Below are 21,063 nucleotides of genomic sequence, written 5' to 3' on the forward strand. Positions count from 1 at the left end.
GGTTCCGTTAAGACAGCGCATGCATAATGTTTTGTAAAAATTATTACTTGCATCAAAATAGATCGTTGATTTATTTTGGTGCAAAATAGTGTGATTAAAAAAATCCCACAAGATTTTCAATTGATCCCATAGGTTAAGCCCTCATGGCGCTTATGCTCAATGTACTCACCATATTCGCAAACATCAGGTACTTTGGCAAAGAGACAGGCATAAGTAAAACCATGACCAAAGCCCCAGAAAGCAGCACCAACAAAGGCTAAAGTAGCATTGTAAGGATCAATGAGGCGTACCATAGCAGCAGCAATTGCTGCTTGGGTAGAGTCTTTTGTGATGACCTATTACTTATTATTGTAGGTAGTCTAAAGCGGCGTAAGTAAGATAAGAATATTGAAAGGTATGGCAAGAAAAGTACTAGCACTAAGTAAGTAAGTAAGTAAGTAAGTAAGTTTTGCATGGACAGGGCACCTAGAGAAAGGCCATTAGCATAAAAACTAAACCTCTAGTCATATTATGATAGTGATATAATAGTTGAGATTTGGCGTATTAGCTAATAGATATCATGTTGGATATATTTGACTTTTTGGGTGAGTTTAAACATGGCCAAGACTGGAGCTACTGGATTAAAGCGCATTTTTAATGCTGGCAAGTACTCAATGCAGGGATTTAAGGCAGGTCTAAAAAATGAAGCTGCTTTAAGACAAGAATTAGTTTTAGGTATAGTTTTAACGCTGATTGCTATAGGCGTGGCCGATAGTGCAGTAGAGTTTTTACTCTTAGCGTTAATGCCATGGCTTACCTTTACTGTAGAGCTATTAAATTCTGCTATTGAAGCGGTGGTGGATCGTATTGGTGATGAATACCATGAACTCTCAGGTAGAGCCAAGGATATAGGATCTGCTGCTGTTTTTGTAATGTTATGTTTAACTGCTCTTACATGGATTGTTATCTTAGTTGCCTAAGGTATGTCTACTGTAGAGCTGCTTTATCGCTCTTAGACGAACCTCCATGGGTAAGCTCATGGGGTTTTTCTGCGTTTCAAGGTTAACCTATTATCGTAACAACAGAGGTTTGAGGTATTGGTAATAATGGAAAATAATAATGAGTGTAATTTCGACATTTTAAACCAGCCTGGTATCAAATTTCGTCATCTTAAAGTGCATAGGGGTGGTGCCATTGTTTTCGATATCAGAGTTGTATGTGATTTTGAGAGCTTAGATTTGAAAAATAAGCCCTTAAATAACAAAGGCAAAGTTTTATCTTCCATTTCAGTTGGCTCAGTAAAAAATCCTCTTGGTTTAGGCGTTCTTGAATATAGCGCTATCTTCTTAAGATACTTTCCTCAATACAAGGATAGGCTGATATTTGTAACCAAACAGGGTATATTTGAGCAAAATAGCACTGCCAAAGATTCTAATGACTCTTTTCATCTGCTCTGTGCTTTTGAAAATAATATATTGAAGCTAGGTTCTAAAAAGCTACTGTCTAAAATTGCTGAGCAAGAGAGCCAAAGCAAGTCAGAGGTTGACATTAATGTATCTTGCCTAAATGAAGTGCTTCATACCTGTAAGAGTAATAATGCTCTTACAGAACAGGCTTCTGTAAGTCAGGAGCAATCAGCTCAAGTCCAAGTCCAAGGCCAAGGCCACGACCTAAGCCAGGGCCAAGGCCAAAAGCAAAGCCCAGCTGATGCCTTACTTAATAGTGACGATATTAACCTTGTAAAGACTAATAATGATGCTCAGGTTAAGAACAAAACCTCTACAGGCATAACTCAAGAAGTTGAGTTTGATCAGAGGGTTGGGGCTATTGAGAAAGTATCATCTTGTAGACAACAAGTAAGTGATTACTATGATGATATCAATGTCTTAAGTGGTAATTGTCCAAGCACAAGACCTAATTTGTCGCAACAGACTAATAAAGCTCAGGCTTATGATTTAAGCAATGGTTCTTCTCTAAACGAATTGTCTGCACAGAACAATAGCAAACACTCTCATAGTTCTGAGGATAATCATAGAGTGGATAGTGAGTCTACTGCTTCTAAAGGACAGCAAGCTACCAATACCACTGCAACTAACACTGCTGCTACAACTAACACCACCAGACCAGTGCTTAGAGTTAGCGATAGACCTATGAATGCTAGTTATTCTAGTTACGATAATAATATCGTTAATACCAAAGTAGCGTCGAAGAGCCACAATGATAAGCAATCTAACACAGAGCAAAAAGTTACTTGCTCAGACAAGGATCGCTACTATATGAGTGTAGCTCTAGAACTAGCTCAAGAATCTGCTTTAAAAGGAGAAGTACCTGTAGGTGCGATCATTGTTGATGCTCAAGGTAATATTGTAGGAGGCGGTAATAATCAAACTATTACCAATAATGATCCCTCCGCTCATGCTGAAATTATTGCCTTACGTAACGCAGGCAAAAATCTTTGTAATTACCGTATGAATGAGTGCACTATGTATGTGACATTAGAGCCTTGTTGTATGTGCGCCATGGCACTTGTTCATGCCCGTTTAAAAGAAGTTGTGTTTGGTGCTTATGATCCTAAGACTGGAGCTTGTGGCTCTATGTTGCATTTGATTAATGATTATAAACATAACCACAAAGTCTTAGTAAGAGGAGGGGTAATGCAAGAGCAATGTGCTAGCGTTTTAAGCCAATTCTTTGCTAGAAGACGTGAAGAAAAGAAGGCGGAAAAGCAAGATAAAGCTAATCAAGCTAATCAGGACTAATTAACCAAGCATCATTGATGCTCTATCCTGCCTCATACAGTGCCTTATCAGGCCTGATATGGGGCAATATCTTCTCCTAACATCAATCGACCGCCCGCACCTGCACATGAGCCTTGCGGCCATATCTGAAAGCCAATAAACATACGCCATCTCACAAGCCCTCGCAAAAGGCCTTATAGCGCCCCAAAAACCGCACTATAGGGTTAGGTAGGTATGATTTGCCAGACATCATAATTCATGCATTTTTTAGCGTGCTATAGAGCTCTACAGCTCACCAAATTAATAAAGACATACCATGACAGACATTTATTAATATTAAAGGCTCAATAGTAATTAATACTTAGTACTGACCAACTCCCATTGGCAAGTAAATGTGGTTCCTGCGTATCAAGGCTAACCTATTGTCGTAATAAGCAATTTGAACAATGAAACTTAACTTTACAGTAGCTAAGGACAAGCCCTATGCCAGGAGTTGAAGCTTAATGCCCATTAAGAGTCAAAGCTCAAAAAAGCTTGGTGCTATTTTCAAAGTATTATTCTAAAAGCCAAAAAGGCAGGTCGCTTAAGCTAATAAGCGTCCTGCCTTTTGTATTTTGGCCTTCCTAAAAAGAGGCTCTTAATTTAACAGAGCTTGCCTTTCTGCCAAGTCTCAAGCCTCAATTTAAGAGTTTTTTCGTTAAATGCTCTATTTAAGCTTAGAACATGTAACGTGCATTGGCGTTTACACCAAACTCATCAGTGTTAGAGGAGCCAGTGTAATTGATGCCTAAGCCTAAACCAAAGTTGCCAGAGGTAGCTGATACACCAACAGCTGCACCATAAGTGAAGTTGTCCATGATCTCAGACTTAACAGTGGTAGATAAGTTGGAGTAGCTGTTCCACTTAGCGGTAGCGTCAACCTCGTCATCACCAAAGTTGCCAGTTAAGGTCAAGTCAAAGCTTGGCTTAACAGTCCAAGTATCAGTTACGTACTCCTTAGCAATGGTTACACCAACTGGTAAAGAGAAGATATTGATGCTATCGCTATCATTCTGTGAGTAAGCAGTTGCGTAGTCATCCATATCAATCATGGAGTAACGTAAGCCAGCGTGTGGAGTTACGTCCATACCAGATAAGGATAACTTGTACTGACCAGTTACACCTACAGAAAGGTTAGTAGAATCGATAGAGGCATTTACCTTACCTAAGTCGGTGTTACCCTCAATATCGTTGTCTACAGCAGTGTAGGTAACGTCAGCTACTAAGGAGAAGGCATCCATGCTGTAGCCAGCATATAAGCCTAAGCCGTAGTAATCAAAGTCGTTAGATACGTTAGAACCTAAGCCCTGACCATCAGCATCACCAGAACCTACGTTGAACATACCACCAACCTTGAAGTTTGGAGCAACTTCAATGTCAGCACCTAAGGCTAAGCCATAAAGCTTAACATCAGCACCGTAGGACTTGTTGTCAGCATTAAAGCCATCAGCATCAGCACTCTTGTAAACTGGAGTTACCCAGATTGCGCCGCCCTGACCGTTAGCTGCTGCGCTTACACCGCTTACACCAACACCCATGCGAGCAGAAATAGCCTCGTAGGTAGAAGCACCAGCCTCAATAGCTGCCTGTGGAGCACCACCAAATACAGCTAAACGTGCATTGGTTTCAGCATCAACAGCAGAACCGTTGTTGTAAACAATGTTGTCGATTAACTCGTTCTCAGGAGCGAAGTAAATAACAGCACCACTATCGGTTACAGTAGCTTTAGCTAATCTGTCTAACAATGCCTGATCGTTTACTTTATTAGTGCCATTATTGTTCTTCTTACCAAAGTAGAAGTTGTTATCAGCATCCTTTACAATACCTTCAGCTAATTCACCATAAACAACGTCTTTCTCAACGGATTGATCAGCCTTTACAGCCTCATAGTTCTTATGGCCATAAGCAACAGACATTATGGTATCAGCAACAGGAGCGGAAACACCAGCTAAGTCGCCCTTCATCTTAGTGGCGTTTACTACTAATTCTAACTGAGTGCTTAAGTCGGTAAGATCCTGATTGAACCAACCATTAATGGTCTCTACACGTAATACTGGACTGCTGCCAGGTGCTGCATAACCTTCAAGAGTTAAGCCATTACCGTCAAATAACTTCTTGCCCTTAACCTGAGCTACAACATTAGAGCCAGTTAAGAGAACCTTGGCATCCTTACCAGCATAAATCTTTGAGTTAGTTTGTAAGGTAACAGGAGCCTGAGTACCCTCAAAAGCTTTGCCATCAATAGCTAAAGCTGACTTCTCACCTAAATAAAGAGCTTGAGTTACTGGATTTGCTTTGTAGGAAGTTACGGTCTTCTTGGAGTCAACAACTAATTGATCACCTGCACCTAAGGTTACTTTCTTAACAGTGTAAGCTACAGAGCCAATCTTGCTCTCATCAAGAGCACCATTAGCCTTGAATAAAGGAGCTAACTCAGACTTAACTTGAGCAATAGCGGCATCCTTATTAGTGGTGTCTAAGCCAATGCCTAAAATACCATTTTGAAGTACTAAAGCTTTACCGTCTAAAGTACCAGCATCATTGGCAGGAAGACTATTGCCAGATAACTGACCAGCAACTACAATAGAGCTTTCTACATTGAAGTTTGGATCAATATAAAGCTCACCATCGGCTAAGGTTAAATTTTTAGTTACTACTGTTGCGCTGGTACCATTAGTGATATTACCACCCTCAGTTACAGCCTCAGTACCAACCACTAACTCAACACCACTACCAAGCTTAATGTCAGAGGCAAATGTTTGGCCCTTAGTAATAGCAGAGTCATCCTTGAAGGTTGCTACACCTAAAGTAATGTTTTGACCAGCTAAGGTAGCAGCACCACTAAACTCAACTTCGCCTAAAACAATGTTTTGACCAGATAGTTTAGCTACATTCTTAAAGAGAGTCTTATCAGTTACTTGTAAGTCGCCTGTAGAGGTAAAGGCCTGCTCAGCAGTGAGCTTGCCTGCCACTACGGTTTTACCTTCTAAAGTAGATACACCAGCTAAAGTTGCATCCTTAGCAACATTTAAGGTAGTGCCTTCCTTAGACTCAACCTTGTTAAGATCTAACTTGCCTTTAACGTCTAAGTCACCAGCAATAGTTACCTTTTCAGACTTCTTACCAGTTAACTCAGCTAAAACAGTCTTACCGTTAGCCTGACCACCATCAACTAATAATGATGAACCATTACCTAAGGTAACCTTACCAGCTTCACCGCCATTAACGAGTGCAAAGTTTACCTTATCATTTACAGATAAGCCTAAAACCTCGCCCTTCTCATTGTAGGCAAATAGCTTGTTAGCTTGACCTTGAACAACATCAGCGCTATTTAAAGAGCCGTTGTTGCCAACAACGATTGGTAGTGTGCTTGCTACGCCAGTTGCCTGAACAGAGCCAAAGTGGCCAAGAATTGGACCAGTGTCAGTTAACTTAATGGTAGTGATCTTAGTCTTTTCATCAGAGAAGTTAGGAAGCACAAGCTTCTGATCAGCTGTTACGTCCTTCCACTCTAAGATAGGCTCTTCTTCGGTGCCCTTATAGGCTAACTCAATCTTAGCATCACCTAAAGAAATAGTGCCTTGAGTGCCAGTATCGCCAAATAAAGCAGCCTTTAAGCCTTCTAAGCCATCAGCATCAAAGGAAACATCTTTACCTAAAGTTAATTTAACAGTAGAGAAGCTTTCACCTACTAAAGAACCAGAAGCATTAAAGCCACCCTTTACAGTAACAGCACTTACTACACCAGTAACATCAGCTAAACCTAAAGCATGGTTAGCATCAGCACCTAAGGTTAAAGTAGAGCCTTCCTTTAAGGTAATGGCATTATCTTTTAATGAAATACCGAAAGACTCAGCAGTGCCATTATCACCAGTGGTAGCTGGAGTGTATTTGCCAGCAATAGACATATTGCCAGAAACAGTGATGGAACCAGTATCTACATTGATTTCTTTAGTGTTTAAAGTACCCTGCTTAGTTACATTAACAGCCTTAGAAGCGTCAGAAGCTACTAACTTATCAACAGTTAAAGAGCTCTTTAAGGCATTGCCATTAGCGTCTAACTTAGATCCATCATTACCAACAGTGAGTTGACCGAGAGTTACAGTTAAGCCCTTGGCAGTCCAGTCACCTGCTTCTACTTTTAAATTAGCATCAGCATGGTTTAGAGTTAATGCATAATTTGCAGTGCCATTAGTAGTCTCAGATGTTGATACAGTGTTGGAAACCTTTTTAAAGTCACCTAATTGTAAGGTAGCCTTATCATTAACCTCAAAGCCCTTAGTAGAATCAGTAACTAAGCTGTTAGTTACGATAAAGGTACCAGACTTGAGTACGCTGACATTGTCTTTTGCGTCATTAGCCATGACTGTCTGTAAGGTATTAGCCTTTACCTTGGCATTATCGGCTGTATTGTTACCTAAACTAAATCCAGTAGCAGCTGCAACATTGTTTACAATTAAAGTATCAGCAACTGATAAGGAACCACTGGTTAAGTTAATACCAGACTTTTTACCAGTAATGGTAGTGGCAGCGATTTGATCTGCATTGAGCTCTAGGTCACCAGTAACAACTAGCTTACCGCCATTATTGACAGTTGCAATAGCACCACTGGTAGTTGTGCGCTCAAATAACTCAGAAAGGTTATCACCATTAAGCTTCAAGGTTGCATAATCAACATTGATTTTTGCATTGCCTTGTGCATTTGAGCCATTGTCATTGTAAGAAAGGGTAGCATCAGATGCATCTAAAACAACACGGTCAACATCAGCTGCGGAAGTGCCAGAAGCGATTAATTTACCGTTAGTTGCTTCTTTGGTGTTGAAAAATACATTACCAGTTAAAGTTAACTTAGAGGTGTTTGTTCCATTATTTACAACAGATAAATCACCAGAAGTAAGTGTTAAATTGGAGCTGGTGTTATAATTACCACCACTAACGGTCAAATCACCAGTATCTGCCTTAAGGTCAAAGTCACCAGTAATGGTGCCAGCAGTTGCCTTATCAGTCTCGGTAGACTTTTCATTGATGCTAGTAAGAGTAATGGTATCGCCCACATTAAATGGATTTGTAGAGCCAACAGCTAAATTTTGTGCTGTAATTTTGTTAAAGCTCTTATCGCCAGTAGTGTTACCATTGTAATCGCCAGCACCTAAGGTTAAGGTACCAACTACATCAACATTGAACTTATCTGAATTTGCAACCTTCTCATCAATAACAAGAGAATCAAATTTTAGGGTAGACTCACCTTTATTATTTGTAGAAGTAATAGACTTAGCTGCTAGATTTCCACCAGAAGCAAGAGTTAAACCCTTAAGGCTTACATTATCACCAATAATATAGAGAACACCGCCGTTAGCAATGTTGACAGCGCCTTTATCAGCGACAGCGTCTGTTACATAGGTTTCATCTGAAGAGTTCTTGCCAGTAGTTAAACCAAGAAGAGCTTCCTTAGAAGTCTTGAATACACCACCAGAGGCAATCTCAATACCTGCCTGTGCTTCAGTTGTCTTGGTGTAAAGTTTAGCGTCACCAGTAACAGACATGGCAACATCCTGGTCTACTTTAAGAGTGCCAGAAACTTCTACATTACCACCAGTCACGTTAAAGCTTACAGGAGCATCAGGACCTGTTGGTTTCTGGGCTGAAATTGTTGCTGTACCGCTAGTTGCAACTACGATGTTACCAGCAGTCATGCTGCCTTCAGAAATCTTAATTTCAGCTGCGGCATTCTGAGAGCCTTCACCAAGCAGAATAGAACCACCGCTAATATTTAATTGTTTAGCATTTACTGCTACATCAGCAATTTCGGCACCACTATTCTGAATTTTAAGAGCTGCGCCATTAAAGATATTTATGGTAGAGCCACCATTAGGATCTACTTTACCAAGTACAGATTTAGTTCCTAAGTCTAATACTGCAGTTGGTTCACCAGAAAGAAGAGAGGCTTCACTTACTGATTGACCTAATGTAATGGTATCTGCTTGGATTGTAGCAACTTTGGTTGTATCGCTGACAACTTTAAGCAAACCAGAGTTTACATTAATGGATGAAATATCAACAGTTAAAGTTCCAGCAGAAACAGCTTCAAGGCTGATACCCTTTGCTGCATCATTAGTATCTACAGTTAAAGAGCCTGTACCAGATAGGGTTAAATTATCACCATTAGCTGTGATCTTAAAGTTTTGCTGAGAACTATCTTGTCCTTTAACGTTTAAAGGTGCATTCCATTGTTGTTCACCTGAACCAGATAAAGACTCTCCGTTTGAACTGTCCCAGACAACTTCATCAGTACCTGCTAAAGGTGTACTAGAAAAGTCAGCAGCCTGAGCCTGGCCAGCAGCTAGGCCCACGGTTACTACAGCGGCAGTAGCTAAGCCCTTGAAATATGCATTCTGGAAGATTGCACGGTATTGAGCCATTAAGAACTTAATGGCATTGTTAGTTTGCTTCATTTGTAATATGAAATGAAAAATGATGTGGGATGTTTTGTCTTGGCAGCTTTAGCCTTATCTATTTGAAATCGCAGTAAAGGCTCGCTTTGTACGGAGCGGGCGCTTTGTTTACTGATAAAATGACATTCAAACATTAGGTAGAATGTGGAGTAGGTGACTTAGTTGTAAGACTAAGTAATTCCTAACAATTACACGCAAAAGCTAAAGTGCTAATAGGCTCATGGCCTAAGTTTAATTTTGTACAAGCTAAGGTTTGTTAACTCGTAGCTAAGAGGTAAAAGTAGTAAAGACAGCTCTTAAACTAGCACGCTAAAGCTAATTTAAGCGGGTCAAAATCTCTGTCATTGGTAGGTGCCAACTTAAAAGAGACACTACTAGTGCGGGATGTAAGACAAAACAACTACAAAGAGCCCAATTATGTGAAAAGAGCTCTGGAATGGTGTTTTTAATCGGTGTGTCTAAAAATTAGTCGAAAAAAAAAAAAAAGCATAATCTATGCCTATTTTGCTGACTTTTTAAAACTAGATGATGTCAACCTAATATTAGACATAAGTAATGCTTATAGTGCGTAGTCTTTTAGTGAAAAGAAAAGTTTAGAGGCACTGGTTTGTATTTCCAGAAAATAGAGTTTGATAGGTAGGAAAATTTCATTACAGCTAAGAACACATGCAAACAAGTTAAAGTAGAGAGAGTAGAGAACTTTTCTTTGTTGCTGTTTAAAATCGAAAATTAAAAGCCAAAAAGGCAGGGCGCTTATTTTAATAAGCGTCCTGCCTTTTATATTTTGGACTACCTAAAAAGAGGCTCTCAATCTAACAGAGCTTGCCTTTCTGCCAAGTCTCAAGCCTCAATTTAAGTAGTTTTTCGTTAAATGCTCTATTTAAGCTTAGAACATGTAACGTGCATTGGCGTTTACACCAAACTCATCAGTGTTAGAGGAGCCAGTGTAGTTAACACCTAAGCCTAAACCAAAGTTACCAGAGGTAGCTGATAAACCAACAGCAGCACCATAGGTGAAGTTGTCCATGATCTCAGACTTAACAGTGGTAGATAAGTTGGAGAAGCCATTCCACTTAGCAGTAGACTCAGCCTCGTCATCACCAAAGTTGCCAGTTAAGGTCAAGTCAAAGCTTGGCTTAACAGTCCAAGTATCAGTTACGTACTCCTTAGCGATGGTAACACCAACTGGTAAAGAGAAGATATTGATGCTATCGCTATCATTCTGTGAGTAAGCAGTTGCGTAGTCATCCATATCAATCATGGAGTAACGTAAGCCAGCGTGTGGAGTTACGTCCATACCAGATAAGGATAACTTGTACTGACCAGTTACACCTACAGAAAGGTTAGTAGAATCGATAGAGGCATTTACCTTACCTAAGTCGGTGTTACCCTCAATATCGTTGTCTACAGCAGTGTAGGTAACGTCAGCTACTAAGGAGAAGGCATCCATGCTGTAGCCAGCATATAAGCCTAAGCCGTAGTAATCAAAGTCGTTAGATACGTTAGAACCTAAGCCCTGACCGTCTGCATCACCAGAACCTACATTGAACATACCACCAACCTTGAAGTTTGGAGCAACTTCAATGTCAGCACCTAAGGCTAAGCCATAAAGCTTAACATCAGCACCATAGGACTTGTTGTCAGCATTAAAGCCATCAGCATCAGCGCTCTTGTAAACTGGGGTTACCCAGATTGCGCCGCCCTGACCGTTAGCTGCTGCGCTAACGCCGCTTACGCCAACACCCATGCGAGCAGAAATAGCCTCGTAGGTAGAAGCACCTGCCTCAATAGCAGCCTGTGGAGCACCACCGAATACAGCTAAACGTGCATTGGTTTCAGCATCAACAGCAGAACCATTGTTGTAAACAATGTTGTCGATTAACTCGTTCTCAGGAGCGAAGTAAACAGCATTGTTCTCGTCAACTTGGTGATTCTTTAATTGCTCAGTTAAGTTAGTAGTATCAACTAGCTGAGTGAAATTAGTATCATTGTAGAACTTGCCATCATCTGGGTTCTTGTATAAGCCAGCTGCGATACCATAAACAGTATCTGCCTTAACAGATGGATCAGCCTTTACAGCCTCATAGTTCTTATGGCCATAAGCAACAGACATTAAGGTATCAGCAACAGGAGCGGAAACACCAGCTAAGTCGCCCTTCATCTTTTGATCATTAACAGTTAAAGCTAAGGTAGTGCTGAAATTAGTTAAGTTCTGAGTAAACCAACCATTGATGGTCTCTACACGTAATACCTTGTTATTATCAGTATCTAAAGTGACGCTATTAAGAGTTAGGCCAGTACCGTCAAATAACTTCTTGCCCTTAACTTGAGCTACAACATTAGAGCCAGTTAAGAGAATCTTGGCATCCTTACCAGCATAAACAGCTGAGTTAGCTTGTAAGGTAATAGGAGCTTGGGTACCTTCAAATGCCTTGCCATCAATAGCTAAAGCAGAGTTTGCACCTAATACAATATCGTTAGTAGTAACAATATCTTTATATGATTGATCTGCATTGTTGAAAGCAGTTAAGCTCTTAGATGAGTCAACTACTAATTGGTCAGTAGCACCAAGAGTAATCTTCTTTGAAATATAAGCTACAGCACCAATCTTGCTCTCATCAAGAGCACCATTAGCCTTGAATAAAGGAGCTAATTCAGACTTAACAGCAGCTAAAGCAGCAGCCTTATCAGTGGTGTCTAAGCCAACAGCAAAAATAGAGTTTTGTAAAGCTACTACAGAACCACCTAAAGAACCAGCATCAGTCTTTAAGTTAGCCTGATTTGCATTAGATAACTCGTTAGCAATTACAATTGAGCTTGCTACATTGTAGTTAGGATCAATGTATAAATCGCCATCATTTAAGCTTAACTTATTAGTTACTAAGGTAGCAGAAGCACCATTAGCAAGAGCTGCATTACCTTGAACAGGCTCAGTACCAACTACTAAGTTAACGTCATTGCCAAGCTTGATATCAGAGGCAAAGGTTTGACCTTGAGCAATCTTGTTGCCTGCTTCCGTAAATGTAACATCGCCTAAGCTGTTCTTAGCACCAGAAAGAGTTGCTTTACCCTTGAAGGTTGAAGCGCCAGAAACATTTAAGTTACCAGAAGCCTCGAATGCACCATCAACAGTTAAAGTACCAGTAATAGAGGTATCACCAGCTAACTTAGCATCACCCTTAAAGCTAGCATTCTTGCCAACAGTTAAAGAGGAGCCAGCCGCAGTCTCAATTGAACCAACAGCTAAGCCTTTATTAATAGCAACATTGGTAGTATTGCCATTGATTTGTAAGCTAGTATTAGTCTTACCAGCTACTTCATCAATAGTGTTCTTACCATCAGTAATAATGAGTTTAGTCTGATTGTCTGCATCAGCGCCAGCTGCTAAGGTAATCTTGTTAGCAGTACCGCCATTCTTTAAGTGTAAGAAGCCGCCCTGGTTAACAGTCATGTTAACAGTTGTACCAGATTGGTTATTAGCAAAGCCATTCTCACCCTTATTTAAGGTAGCGCCAGCAATAGTGATTTCGCTAGTTGTGCCCTTGCCCTCTAAGTTGCCTACTACACCTTGAACAGCATTACCTGCTTCAATACCAGTTACAGTAGCATCCTTAAGGTTTTCAACTACAACACTCTCAGAAAGATCGCCTACATTTTGAAGCTCTTCGTAAGTAATCTCATAGCGATTGCCTTTATCTGCGTTTTGAGTAACATTAACATCGCTGATGGTAACATTGGTTAAATCTAAGTAGCCATTGCCATCTTGATTCTTAAGGAACTCAGTACGTAAAGCTTTAATCTGATCCTTTGTAAGCTTGGTATCCTTAGCAAAATCGAGCTTTAAAGTACCGAAGTTGCTTAAGGTAACATTATTAGCGAATGGGTCATCTTCTGCTAACTTAGCAGCATCATATTTAATGGAGTCACCACTAAAGGTAATAGCTTTAACAGCAGTTTCACCAAAATGTAAAACAGCATCTGCACCATCAACTTTAATATCACCAGCCTTGGTTACAACACCATATGATAAGTCGCCACTTGTTGCTTTGCCCGACTCTTTACCAGTTAAAGTTAAAGTACCACTTACATTAATGGTACCATTTGCTTGGTCTAATTGAGCAAAGGTAGCAGAGCTATCCTTGGCAATTGTAACTGTTGAGTTTTCATCAACAATCTTTAAGGTGCTATCAGCAGCATTGAAAGAAGCTACAGACTTAGCATTATCTTTAAGATCTTGACCGCCAACTACAAAATCACCGCTCTTGGTAAGAGTTACGTTCTTACCAGTCCAGTTACCAGTTGCTACAGTAACAGTACCATTTTTAGTGTCTGCTGCATTAACATCTAAGTTAAGCTCTACAGCACCACCTTGAGATTGAGCAACACCATCAATGATGTTACCTAATTTAACATTAGCACCCTTGCCTACAGTAAGAGTTGTGTCATTAGCAGTAGCAGTTAAGGTAGTATTTGCTACAAAGTTACCAGAACCAAGCTTAGTACCGCCCTCTGTAGTGCCATCAAGCTTTAAGGTCTCAGCTAAAATGGTTGCAGTACCGAGCTCTAATTCGGTATTTAAGCCAGTAATTGTTAACTCATTGGCTTGTAAGGTACCAGCAAGTTGAATATCGCCTGCATTACCGCCAGTCTTCTTAAGCTTAGCACCTGCCAAAGAAAGGTTACCATCAACCTTTAAGGTACCGCCAGCATTAACAATTGTTTTTAACTTTTCGTTTTCTGCTGCAACAATCTTATTTGCAATATCTTCTGAAATAATGATAGTGCCTTTATTTTCAGCAGTCATTGTTGAGGCATTGTCTTTGCCAATTACAAAGTTATCAGCCTCAAGCTCAGAGAAATCTAAGGTTGCTTGTAAAAGTTTCTGAGGGGTGCCTGCACCAACGGTAATATCACCGCTAGTTAATATTAGCTTGGAACCTGCATTAAACTTTAAGCTTGCAGCTGTATTATTAGTATCAGCTTTACCAATAACTAAAGAACCTTTTTTGGAATCAGTACCTAAAGTTAAAGCAACGTCATTAGTCCAAGAGCCATTATCAATCTTGAGTGACTTATCATTTTCAACAGTTAAGGCACTAGCTACATTAGTACCCTTACTGATAGTACCAGTATGAGCTAATAAAGCCTTGATCTTATCGGCATCCTCTAAAGAGGTAAAGCCTTTTTTACCATTGATTTCAGCAATTGAATCAGTGCCTAAGTTTGCATCATTCTTAAGAACTGTATTTGCATCAATTGTAAGTCCGCTATTGGCACTTAATACGGCATTTTCAATATTTAGTGCTGTACCATTGCCAGATGTAATAGTTAAGGTATCAGCAAAAAGCTTAGCATTACGATCGGCATCAAATGTAATAGCTCCAGCCTTTAAAGTTGAACCGTTAGTAAACTTAATCTGACCTGTTGATACATCAGCTGTTGAATCATTAAGAATGAGTTTATTAGTATCAGTAGCATTTGCAGTGAGATCAACTGCGGAATCGCCCAAGTCAAGAGCACCACCACTAATATTTAACTTAGCACCCTTCGCAGCCTTATTTACAGTAGCTAGATCTGCCTCGAGAATAGTGCCAGCACCTGAAACGATGAGTTCACCACTGCCTTGAACAGTTGTATTAGTTGCAAGCTTCAAAGTAGCTGGGGCAGCTGCTGCTCCTGATACAACTAATTTGCCCTTAACGTCTAAGGTACCTTCACCTACATTAAACTCTTTCTTTAGTTTAGTGGTGTCAGTAGAAGATTTAGTAATGGCTGTATCATCAAAAGTTAATGCAACAGTACCATTGGCTGCTACCTCAATAGCGCCTTTATTTGATAAGGAACCTTCAGATAGATTGATGGTTAAAGTTGTATTATTTGCATCAGCGCTAGAATCAGGATCAACATTAACAATTTTACCGCCATTGATATTTAATGTGGCTGCATGAATTGTTACTTCTTCACTTGTTCCAGATGCTTTGGTATTAGTGATAACACCATCAGAATTAACTACGATATTAGTTAAAGTATCTGCAGCAGCTTCAGAAAGCTCATCACCTAATACAGAAGTAGTTCCTACTTCAATACTACTAGTTTCCGCATTACCTGTGCCATCACCAACATTTAAAGTTCTTGCCTTTAATGCAGAATCTTGACCAGCAATAATAACCTTACCTTGCTTAAGGTCAAATTTCTTAACTTCTAATGAGCCTGCTGTGCTTTTATCTGCCTTGATATCAAACTTTCCGCCAGTTGCGTTATATATGAACTCAGCATTTGTTGCTACAACAGAACCAGACTTAATTTCATGATTGCCTGTTGAAGTAATGGTAAGCTTAGTGATATTAGTATTAGTACCATTAGCTGCACCAGAGAAAGCAAAAGTTTCTGTTTTTTCTACTTTCTGCTCACCTGTTAGGGTTGACCAGTTATCTGGTGTAATAGCAGCAGCCTGAGCCTGGCCAGCGGCTAAGCCAGCAGTTACTACAGCGGCGGTAGCTAAGCCCTTGAAATATGCATTCTGGAAGATTGCACGGTATTGAGCCATTAAGAATTTAATGGCGTTGTTTGTTTGCTTCATTTGTAATATAAAAATGAAAAATGAGTGGGATGTTTTGTCTTGGCAGCTTTAGCTTGTTTGGTTTGAGGTCGTAGTAAAGGGGCCGCTTTGTACTGAGCGGGCGTTTTATTTACTGATAAAATTGACCTTCAAGCATTAGGTTTTTGTGTGGAACTTGTCGTAAGACTTGGTAGTTCCTGACATATACATGTAAGCTAAAGTGCATATAGGCCTTGGGGCCTAAGTAAGGTTGTACAAGCTATCTTTTACTAGCTCGTAGCTAAGAGGTAGAAGTAGTAATGACTTGCTTTTAAAGTAGCACGCTAAAGCTAATTTAAGCAGGTCAAATTCTCTAGTGTTGATAGGCACCAACTTAAAAGAGACACTACTAATGCGGGATGTAAGACAAAACAACTACGTAGAGCTCAAATGACGTAAAAAGAGCTCTGGAATGGTGTTTTAAGCGGTGTGTCTAAAAATTAGTCGAAAAAAAAAAAAAAAGCATAATCTATGCCTATTTTGTTAACTTTGTAAAACTAAATGAAGTCAAACTTATATTAGACATAATTAATGCTTGTAGTGCGTAGTCTTTTAGCAAAAAGAAAAGTTTAGGGGCACTGGTTTGTATTTTTAGAAAATAGAGTTTGATAGTTAGGTAATTTTCATTACAGCTAAGAACACATGCAAACAAGCAAAATTAGAGAGAGTAGAGAACTTTTCTTTGTTGCTGTTTAAAATCGAAAATTAAAAGCCAAAAAGGCAGGGCGCTTATTTTAATAAGCGTCCTGCCTTTTGTATTTTTAACTTCCTAAAAAGAGGCTCTTAATTTAACAGAGCTTGCCTTTCTGCTAAGTCTCAAGCCTCAATTTAAGAATTTTTTCGTTAAATGCTCTATTTAAGCTTAGAACATGTAACGTGCATTGGCGTTTACACCAAACTCATCAGTGTTAGAAGAGCCAGTGTAGTTAACACCTAAGCCTAAACCAAAGTTGCCAGAGGTAGCTGAGACACCAACAGCTGCACCGTAGGTGAAGTTGTCCATGATCTCAGACTTAACAGTGGTAGATAAGTTGGAGTAGCCGTTCCACTTAGCGGTAGCGTCAACCTCGTCATCACCAAAGTTGCCAGTTAAGGTCAAGTCAAAGCTTGGCTTAACAGTCCAAGTGTCGGATACATACTCCTTAGCGATGGTTACACCAACTGGTAAAGAGAAGATATTGATGCTATCGCTATCATTCTGTGAGTAAGCAGTGGAGTAGTCATCCATATCAATCATGGAGTAACGTAAGCCAGCGTGTGGAGTTACGTCCATACCAGCTAAGGATAACTTGTACTGACCAGTAACACCTACAGATAAGTTAGTAGAATCGATAGAGGTAGTTACCTTACCTAAGTCGGTGTTGCCCTCAATATCGTTATCAACAGCAGTGTAGGTAACGTCAGCTACTAAGGAGAAGGCATCCATGCTGTAGCCAGCATATAAGCCTAAGCCGTAGTAATCAAAGTCGTTAGACACGTTAGAACCTAAGCCCTGACCATCAGCATCACCAGAACCTACGTTGAACATACCACCAACCTTGAAGTTTGGAGCAACTTCAATGTCAGCACCTAAAGCTAAGCCATAAAGCTTAACATCAGCACCGTAGGACTTGTTGTCAGCATTAAAGCCATCAGCATCAGCGCTCTTGTAAACTGGAGTTACCCAGATTGCGCCGCCCTGACCGTTAGCAGCAGATGAAACGCCGCTTACACCAACACCCATGCGAGCAGAAATTGCCTCGTAGGTAGAAGCACCAGCCTCAATAGCAGCCTGTGGAGCACCACCGAATACAGCTAAACGTGCATTGGTTTCGGCATCCATTGGGTTGCTGCCGTTAACCAAGATGTTCTCAATTAACTCGTTCTCAGGAGCGTAGTAAACAACACCATCAACTACAGTGCCGTTAGCTAACTTATCAAGAATGGCCTTATCAGCTGGCTTAGTTGAATCTAGCTTGTTGCTTTCATTAGGCTCCTTCTTGCCGTAGTAGAAGTTATTACCATCTTTAGTAATGCCTTCAGCAACAGCACCTAAGACCTTGTCTTTTGACTGAGATACATCATAGTCAAAGAAACCAGCGCCAGCTGCTAATAAGGTGTCCTGTACTGGAGCAGAAACAACATCAAAGGTTTGTTTTGCCTTTTGAGTTTGGAAAGCTAAATTAACAGGAGCAGAGGTAATATCACCTTCTGTGAGGGAACCAGCATATAAGCCATTAATGGTTTGAACAGTTAATTTGCCTTTTTCAGCGCCAGCGGTATTACCTAACTCAAGATTTACTTTTTGGCCACTAGCTGTATTGGCAAAGAGCTTGATTGCATTCTTATTGATATCAGCTAAGCTGCCAGTTACGTAGATTGCAGACTTGGTAGAATCCTTGGCATAAACAACAGCATCTGCATTAGTCTTATTAAAGGTAATTGCTGCCTTTGTTGAATCAGCTAAGGCACTTACGTCTACAGCTAAAGCAGCACCATTACCTAAGTAGAGGTCGCCCTTATTGTACTCAGTAGTGTTAGCGGTAGCGTTATAGGTCTTATCGGTAGCAGTTGGATCAACTACGATCTTAGAGCCATCATTGATCTTTACATTCTTAGCTACATAAGCAATAGCACCAACGCCATCTTTTTGTAAGGAGCCAGTTTTAGAATCAAGGAACTGAGCAAATTTAGCCTTTACTTCCTTCTCGTCCTTATTACCGATAGAGGCAATAGCATTTTGTAAGGCGTAAATATTACCATGAACGATACCAGCATCCTCAGCCTGAGCATCATTACCAAAAATGTCAGCACCAGCAAAGGAAGCTGCCTCGCCAAACTCTGGATCGATAACTAAATAAGCGCCATTTAGGTTAAAGAGATTAGCTGCTAATACGCCACTAGTGCTGTCAATACCATTAGGCTCATCCTTAGATTGACCTACAAAGATCTCAGTGCCAGTACCAAGAGCCTTTAAGGTCTTAACATCAAGTGCTGCACCACCAATTACTGACAATTTCTTAGTATCAGCTACATTTAAGTCGCCGCTAACAGTGGTCTTACCTGCAACGATAGAGGCATTATCCTTAAAGTCAACAGCAGCTAAGGTGTTCTGACCAGATAATTTAGCCTTGCCCTTAAACTCAGCCTTAGTGGTAACGTCTAAGTTACCCTTAACCTCAGAGGTAGAGGATACAGTTAACTTATCTGCCTTTAAGGTGGTGCCAGCAGCAGTGCTTAACTCATCAACAGATACTTCGGCCTTCTTATTCTTATTAGTTACCTGTAAGGTGCCAGCTAATAACTCTAAGGAAGCACCTGTGCCACCAGAAACATTAGTAAGTTCAGTTACGCCATCAGTCTTGCCGCCAATGACTAAGCCTGAGTTTGCGTTTAAGGTAATATTGCCAGCCTTACCGCCGTTGTTTAAGGTTAAATCAGTGTCTTGAGCAACAGTGAAGCCTAAAGCAACTACATTGCCCTCGCCGTCCTTAACAAGATTACCATGTGCATCAACCTGAGCTGCAAAGTAGCCCTGGTCGGCCTTATTTAAGGTTAAGCGCTCGTCATTATTAATGTCAGTTGCCTGAGTAGAGGTAACAGCACCAAAGGAACCACGAATTGGTTTTGCACTGGTTACACCAGTAACAGTAGCGTTCATTAAATCATTGTTAGTGGTGTCAGTGATAACATCCTTATTGGCTGCAAGATCACTCCACTCAACCTTGCCATCACTGCCAACAGTTGGAAGACCAGCAATCTTAGCATCACCAACGTTTAAGGTACCAGCTAAATGATCTTTGCCATTTAAATCAAATAACTTCTTGCGTAACTGAGTAAGAGCCTCATTAGAAAGACTTGTGCCACTTGTAAAATCAAGATTTACAACAGAGCCAGTCTTAGATACTAAAGCATTAGCTGCATAGGCATTATCCTGAATGGTTACAGTATTATCGTCAATCTTAATAGCGTTAAGAGCTGCATCAGTAATAGTTAAGGAACCACCTTGCTCTACAGAAATGGCCTTTGCTTTTAAAGCTAAACCAAACTTGTTAGGCACAGAGTCATCACCCTTTAAGGTCATATCACCGTGAAGGGTAATTGCTTCTTCTGCGGTAGTGGTTAGCTTACCAACTACAAGCTCTTGTGCTTGGGTAGAGTCTTCGAGGTTCTGATGAACAGTTACCTTGGCATCTTCATTAAGAGTTAATGAATTAGCAGTTAAACCAAACTTGTGATCCTGAGGATCCGTGGCACCTTCTACCTCGAGATCAGAGGAGCCAATTTTAATGGTAGCATTCTTAGCAGTGATGTCCTTAGCAGTCCAATGACCATACTTAACATTTAACTTGGATGTATTGGTCGAGTCCTTACCAGTTAACTTTAAATCAACATCAACGGTTGCACCAGTGTCAGCAGTGTGCTCGATCTTATTGGTGTCTTCATCAAAGTAGATGTCACCTAGTTGTAAAGAAGCATAGTTGTTGCTGCCATCACCAAGAACAAGTTTGGCATCGTTGCTTGACTTAACTTCATTAGCAAGTACTAAGTTACCAGTATTTACAACAAAGTTGCCAGAGGCCTCTTTTGCAGTTAAGGTTAAGGTACCACCAACATCAATGGTGCCCTTGCCAATTGATAAGCCAGAAGTGCCAGACTCAGCTAAAGATAAATCTTGAGTATTAAGAGTACCGCCATCAGAGTGGAAGGCAATCTTATTGTCTTGTACATCATCATTAGAAACGATGTCAGTGGTATAAAGAGTTGCATCAATGCTGGTGAGTAAGGTATCTACTGTACCCTGATTGATAAGGATGCCAGCACCATTAGTATCTCCCCAGGCATTTTCCTTATTAATTAAATTGGCAAGATTCTCACCACTAACTAATAAGGTACCATTTTGGCCAACTGTAATGGTAGTTTTGTTGGTACCATGACCTTTAAGAGGGCACTTCTATAAATCAAAAACGTGATATATATCGGCTGGACGGAGGGGATTTTTCTTGAAAACCTTGGGGTATAATGGTATACTATATTAGTATTATCTTAAATACACACACTCCCCAAGGATAACACATTATGTCAAGATCATATATCTTTACTCACCAAAATGCAACCCCTCTCATTAATGCTTCCAGAGAGGAAATACTCGCAAATGAGCCAACTCTGCTAGCCATAGATCAACACTTCGATTTTGAGAATATTCGTAGTGATATCGAGGGCAACCTTGCAACCTTTAAAAAGGTAAAAGCAATGGAAGAGAATGAGAACACAAACT

7 protein-coding genes are annotated in these 21,063 nt (G+C 40.3%); 3 read left to right on the top strand and 4 right to left on the bottom strand.

Annotated features, from left to right (window positions below):
* Window positions 1-116 precede the first annotated feature (116 nt).
* The gene (locus MXE38_RS09480) at window positions 117-293 is read right to left on the bottom strand and encodes a hypothetical protein (RefSeq protein WP_246914226.1); all 177 of its coding nucleotides are present in this window, start codon (window positions 291-293) and stop codon (window positions 117-119) included.
* A gap of 303 nt (window positions 294-596) precedes the next feature.
* Between MXE38_RS09480 and MXE38_RS09485 the strand changes: the two genes are divergently transcribed.
* Window positions 597-959 carry a diacylglycerol kinase gene (locus MXE38_RS09485; RefSeq protein ID WP_246914228.1) on the top strand — a complete coding sequence of 121 codons (363 nt, stop codon included), beginning with the start codon at window positions 597-599 and terminating at the stop codon, window positions 957-959.
* A gap of 126 nt (window positions 960-1,085) precedes the next feature.
* Complete coding sequence (gene tadA / locus MXE38_RS09490; protein WP_246914230.1) at window positions 1,086-2,738, top strand: tRNA adenosine(34) deaminase TadA; 1,653 nt, start codon at window positions 1,086-1,088, stop codon at window positions 2,736-2,738.
* A 695-nt stretch (window positions 2,739-3,433) separates the two neighbouring features.
* On the opposite strand, the gene MXE38_RS09495 is transcribed toward tadA, so the two are convergent.
* The 3 genes from MXE38_RS09495 to MXE38_RS09505 all read right to left on the bottom strand — a co-directional run bounded on the left by MXE38_RS09495 (window position 3,434) and on the right by MXE38_RS09505 (window position 19,869).
* On the bottom strand, window positions 3,434-9,208 hold the full coding sequence (locus tag MXE38_RS09495) for an autotransporter domain-containing protein (RefSeq protein WP_246914232.1): 5,775 nt from the start codon (window positions 9,206-9,208) through the stop codon (window positions 3,434-3,436).
* 886 nt (window positions 9,209-10,094) lie between these two features.
* Entirely contained in the window at window positions 10,095-15,788 is a 5,694-nt protein-coding gene (locus tag MXE38_RS09500) for an autotransporter domain-containing protein (RefSeq protein ID WP_246914234.1), read from the bottom strand.
* An 880-nt stretch (window positions 15,789-16,668) separates the two neighbouring features.
* The gene (locus tag MXE38_RS09505) at window positions 16,669-19,869 is read right to left on the bottom strand and encodes an autotransporter outer membrane beta-barrel domain-containing protein (RefSeq protein ID WP_246914236.1); all 3,201 of its coding nucleotides are present in this window, start codon (window positions 19,867-19,869) and stop codon (window positions 16,669-16,671) included.
* Window positions 19,870-20,864: 995 nt separating this feature from the next.
* Here MXE38_RS09505 and MXE38_RS09510 point away from each other — a divergent pair.
* A partial coding sequence (locus MXE38_RS09510; RefSeq protein WP_246914239.1) for a hypothetical protein occupies window positions 20,865-21,063 on the top strand: 199 nt, incomplete at its 3' end.

The sequence above is a fragment of the Anaerobiospirillum sp. NML120448 genome, assembly GCF_023050945.1.
Taxonomy (GTDB): Bacteria; Pseudomonadota; Gammaproteobacteria; order Enterobacterales; family Succinivibrionaceae; genus Anaerobiospirillum.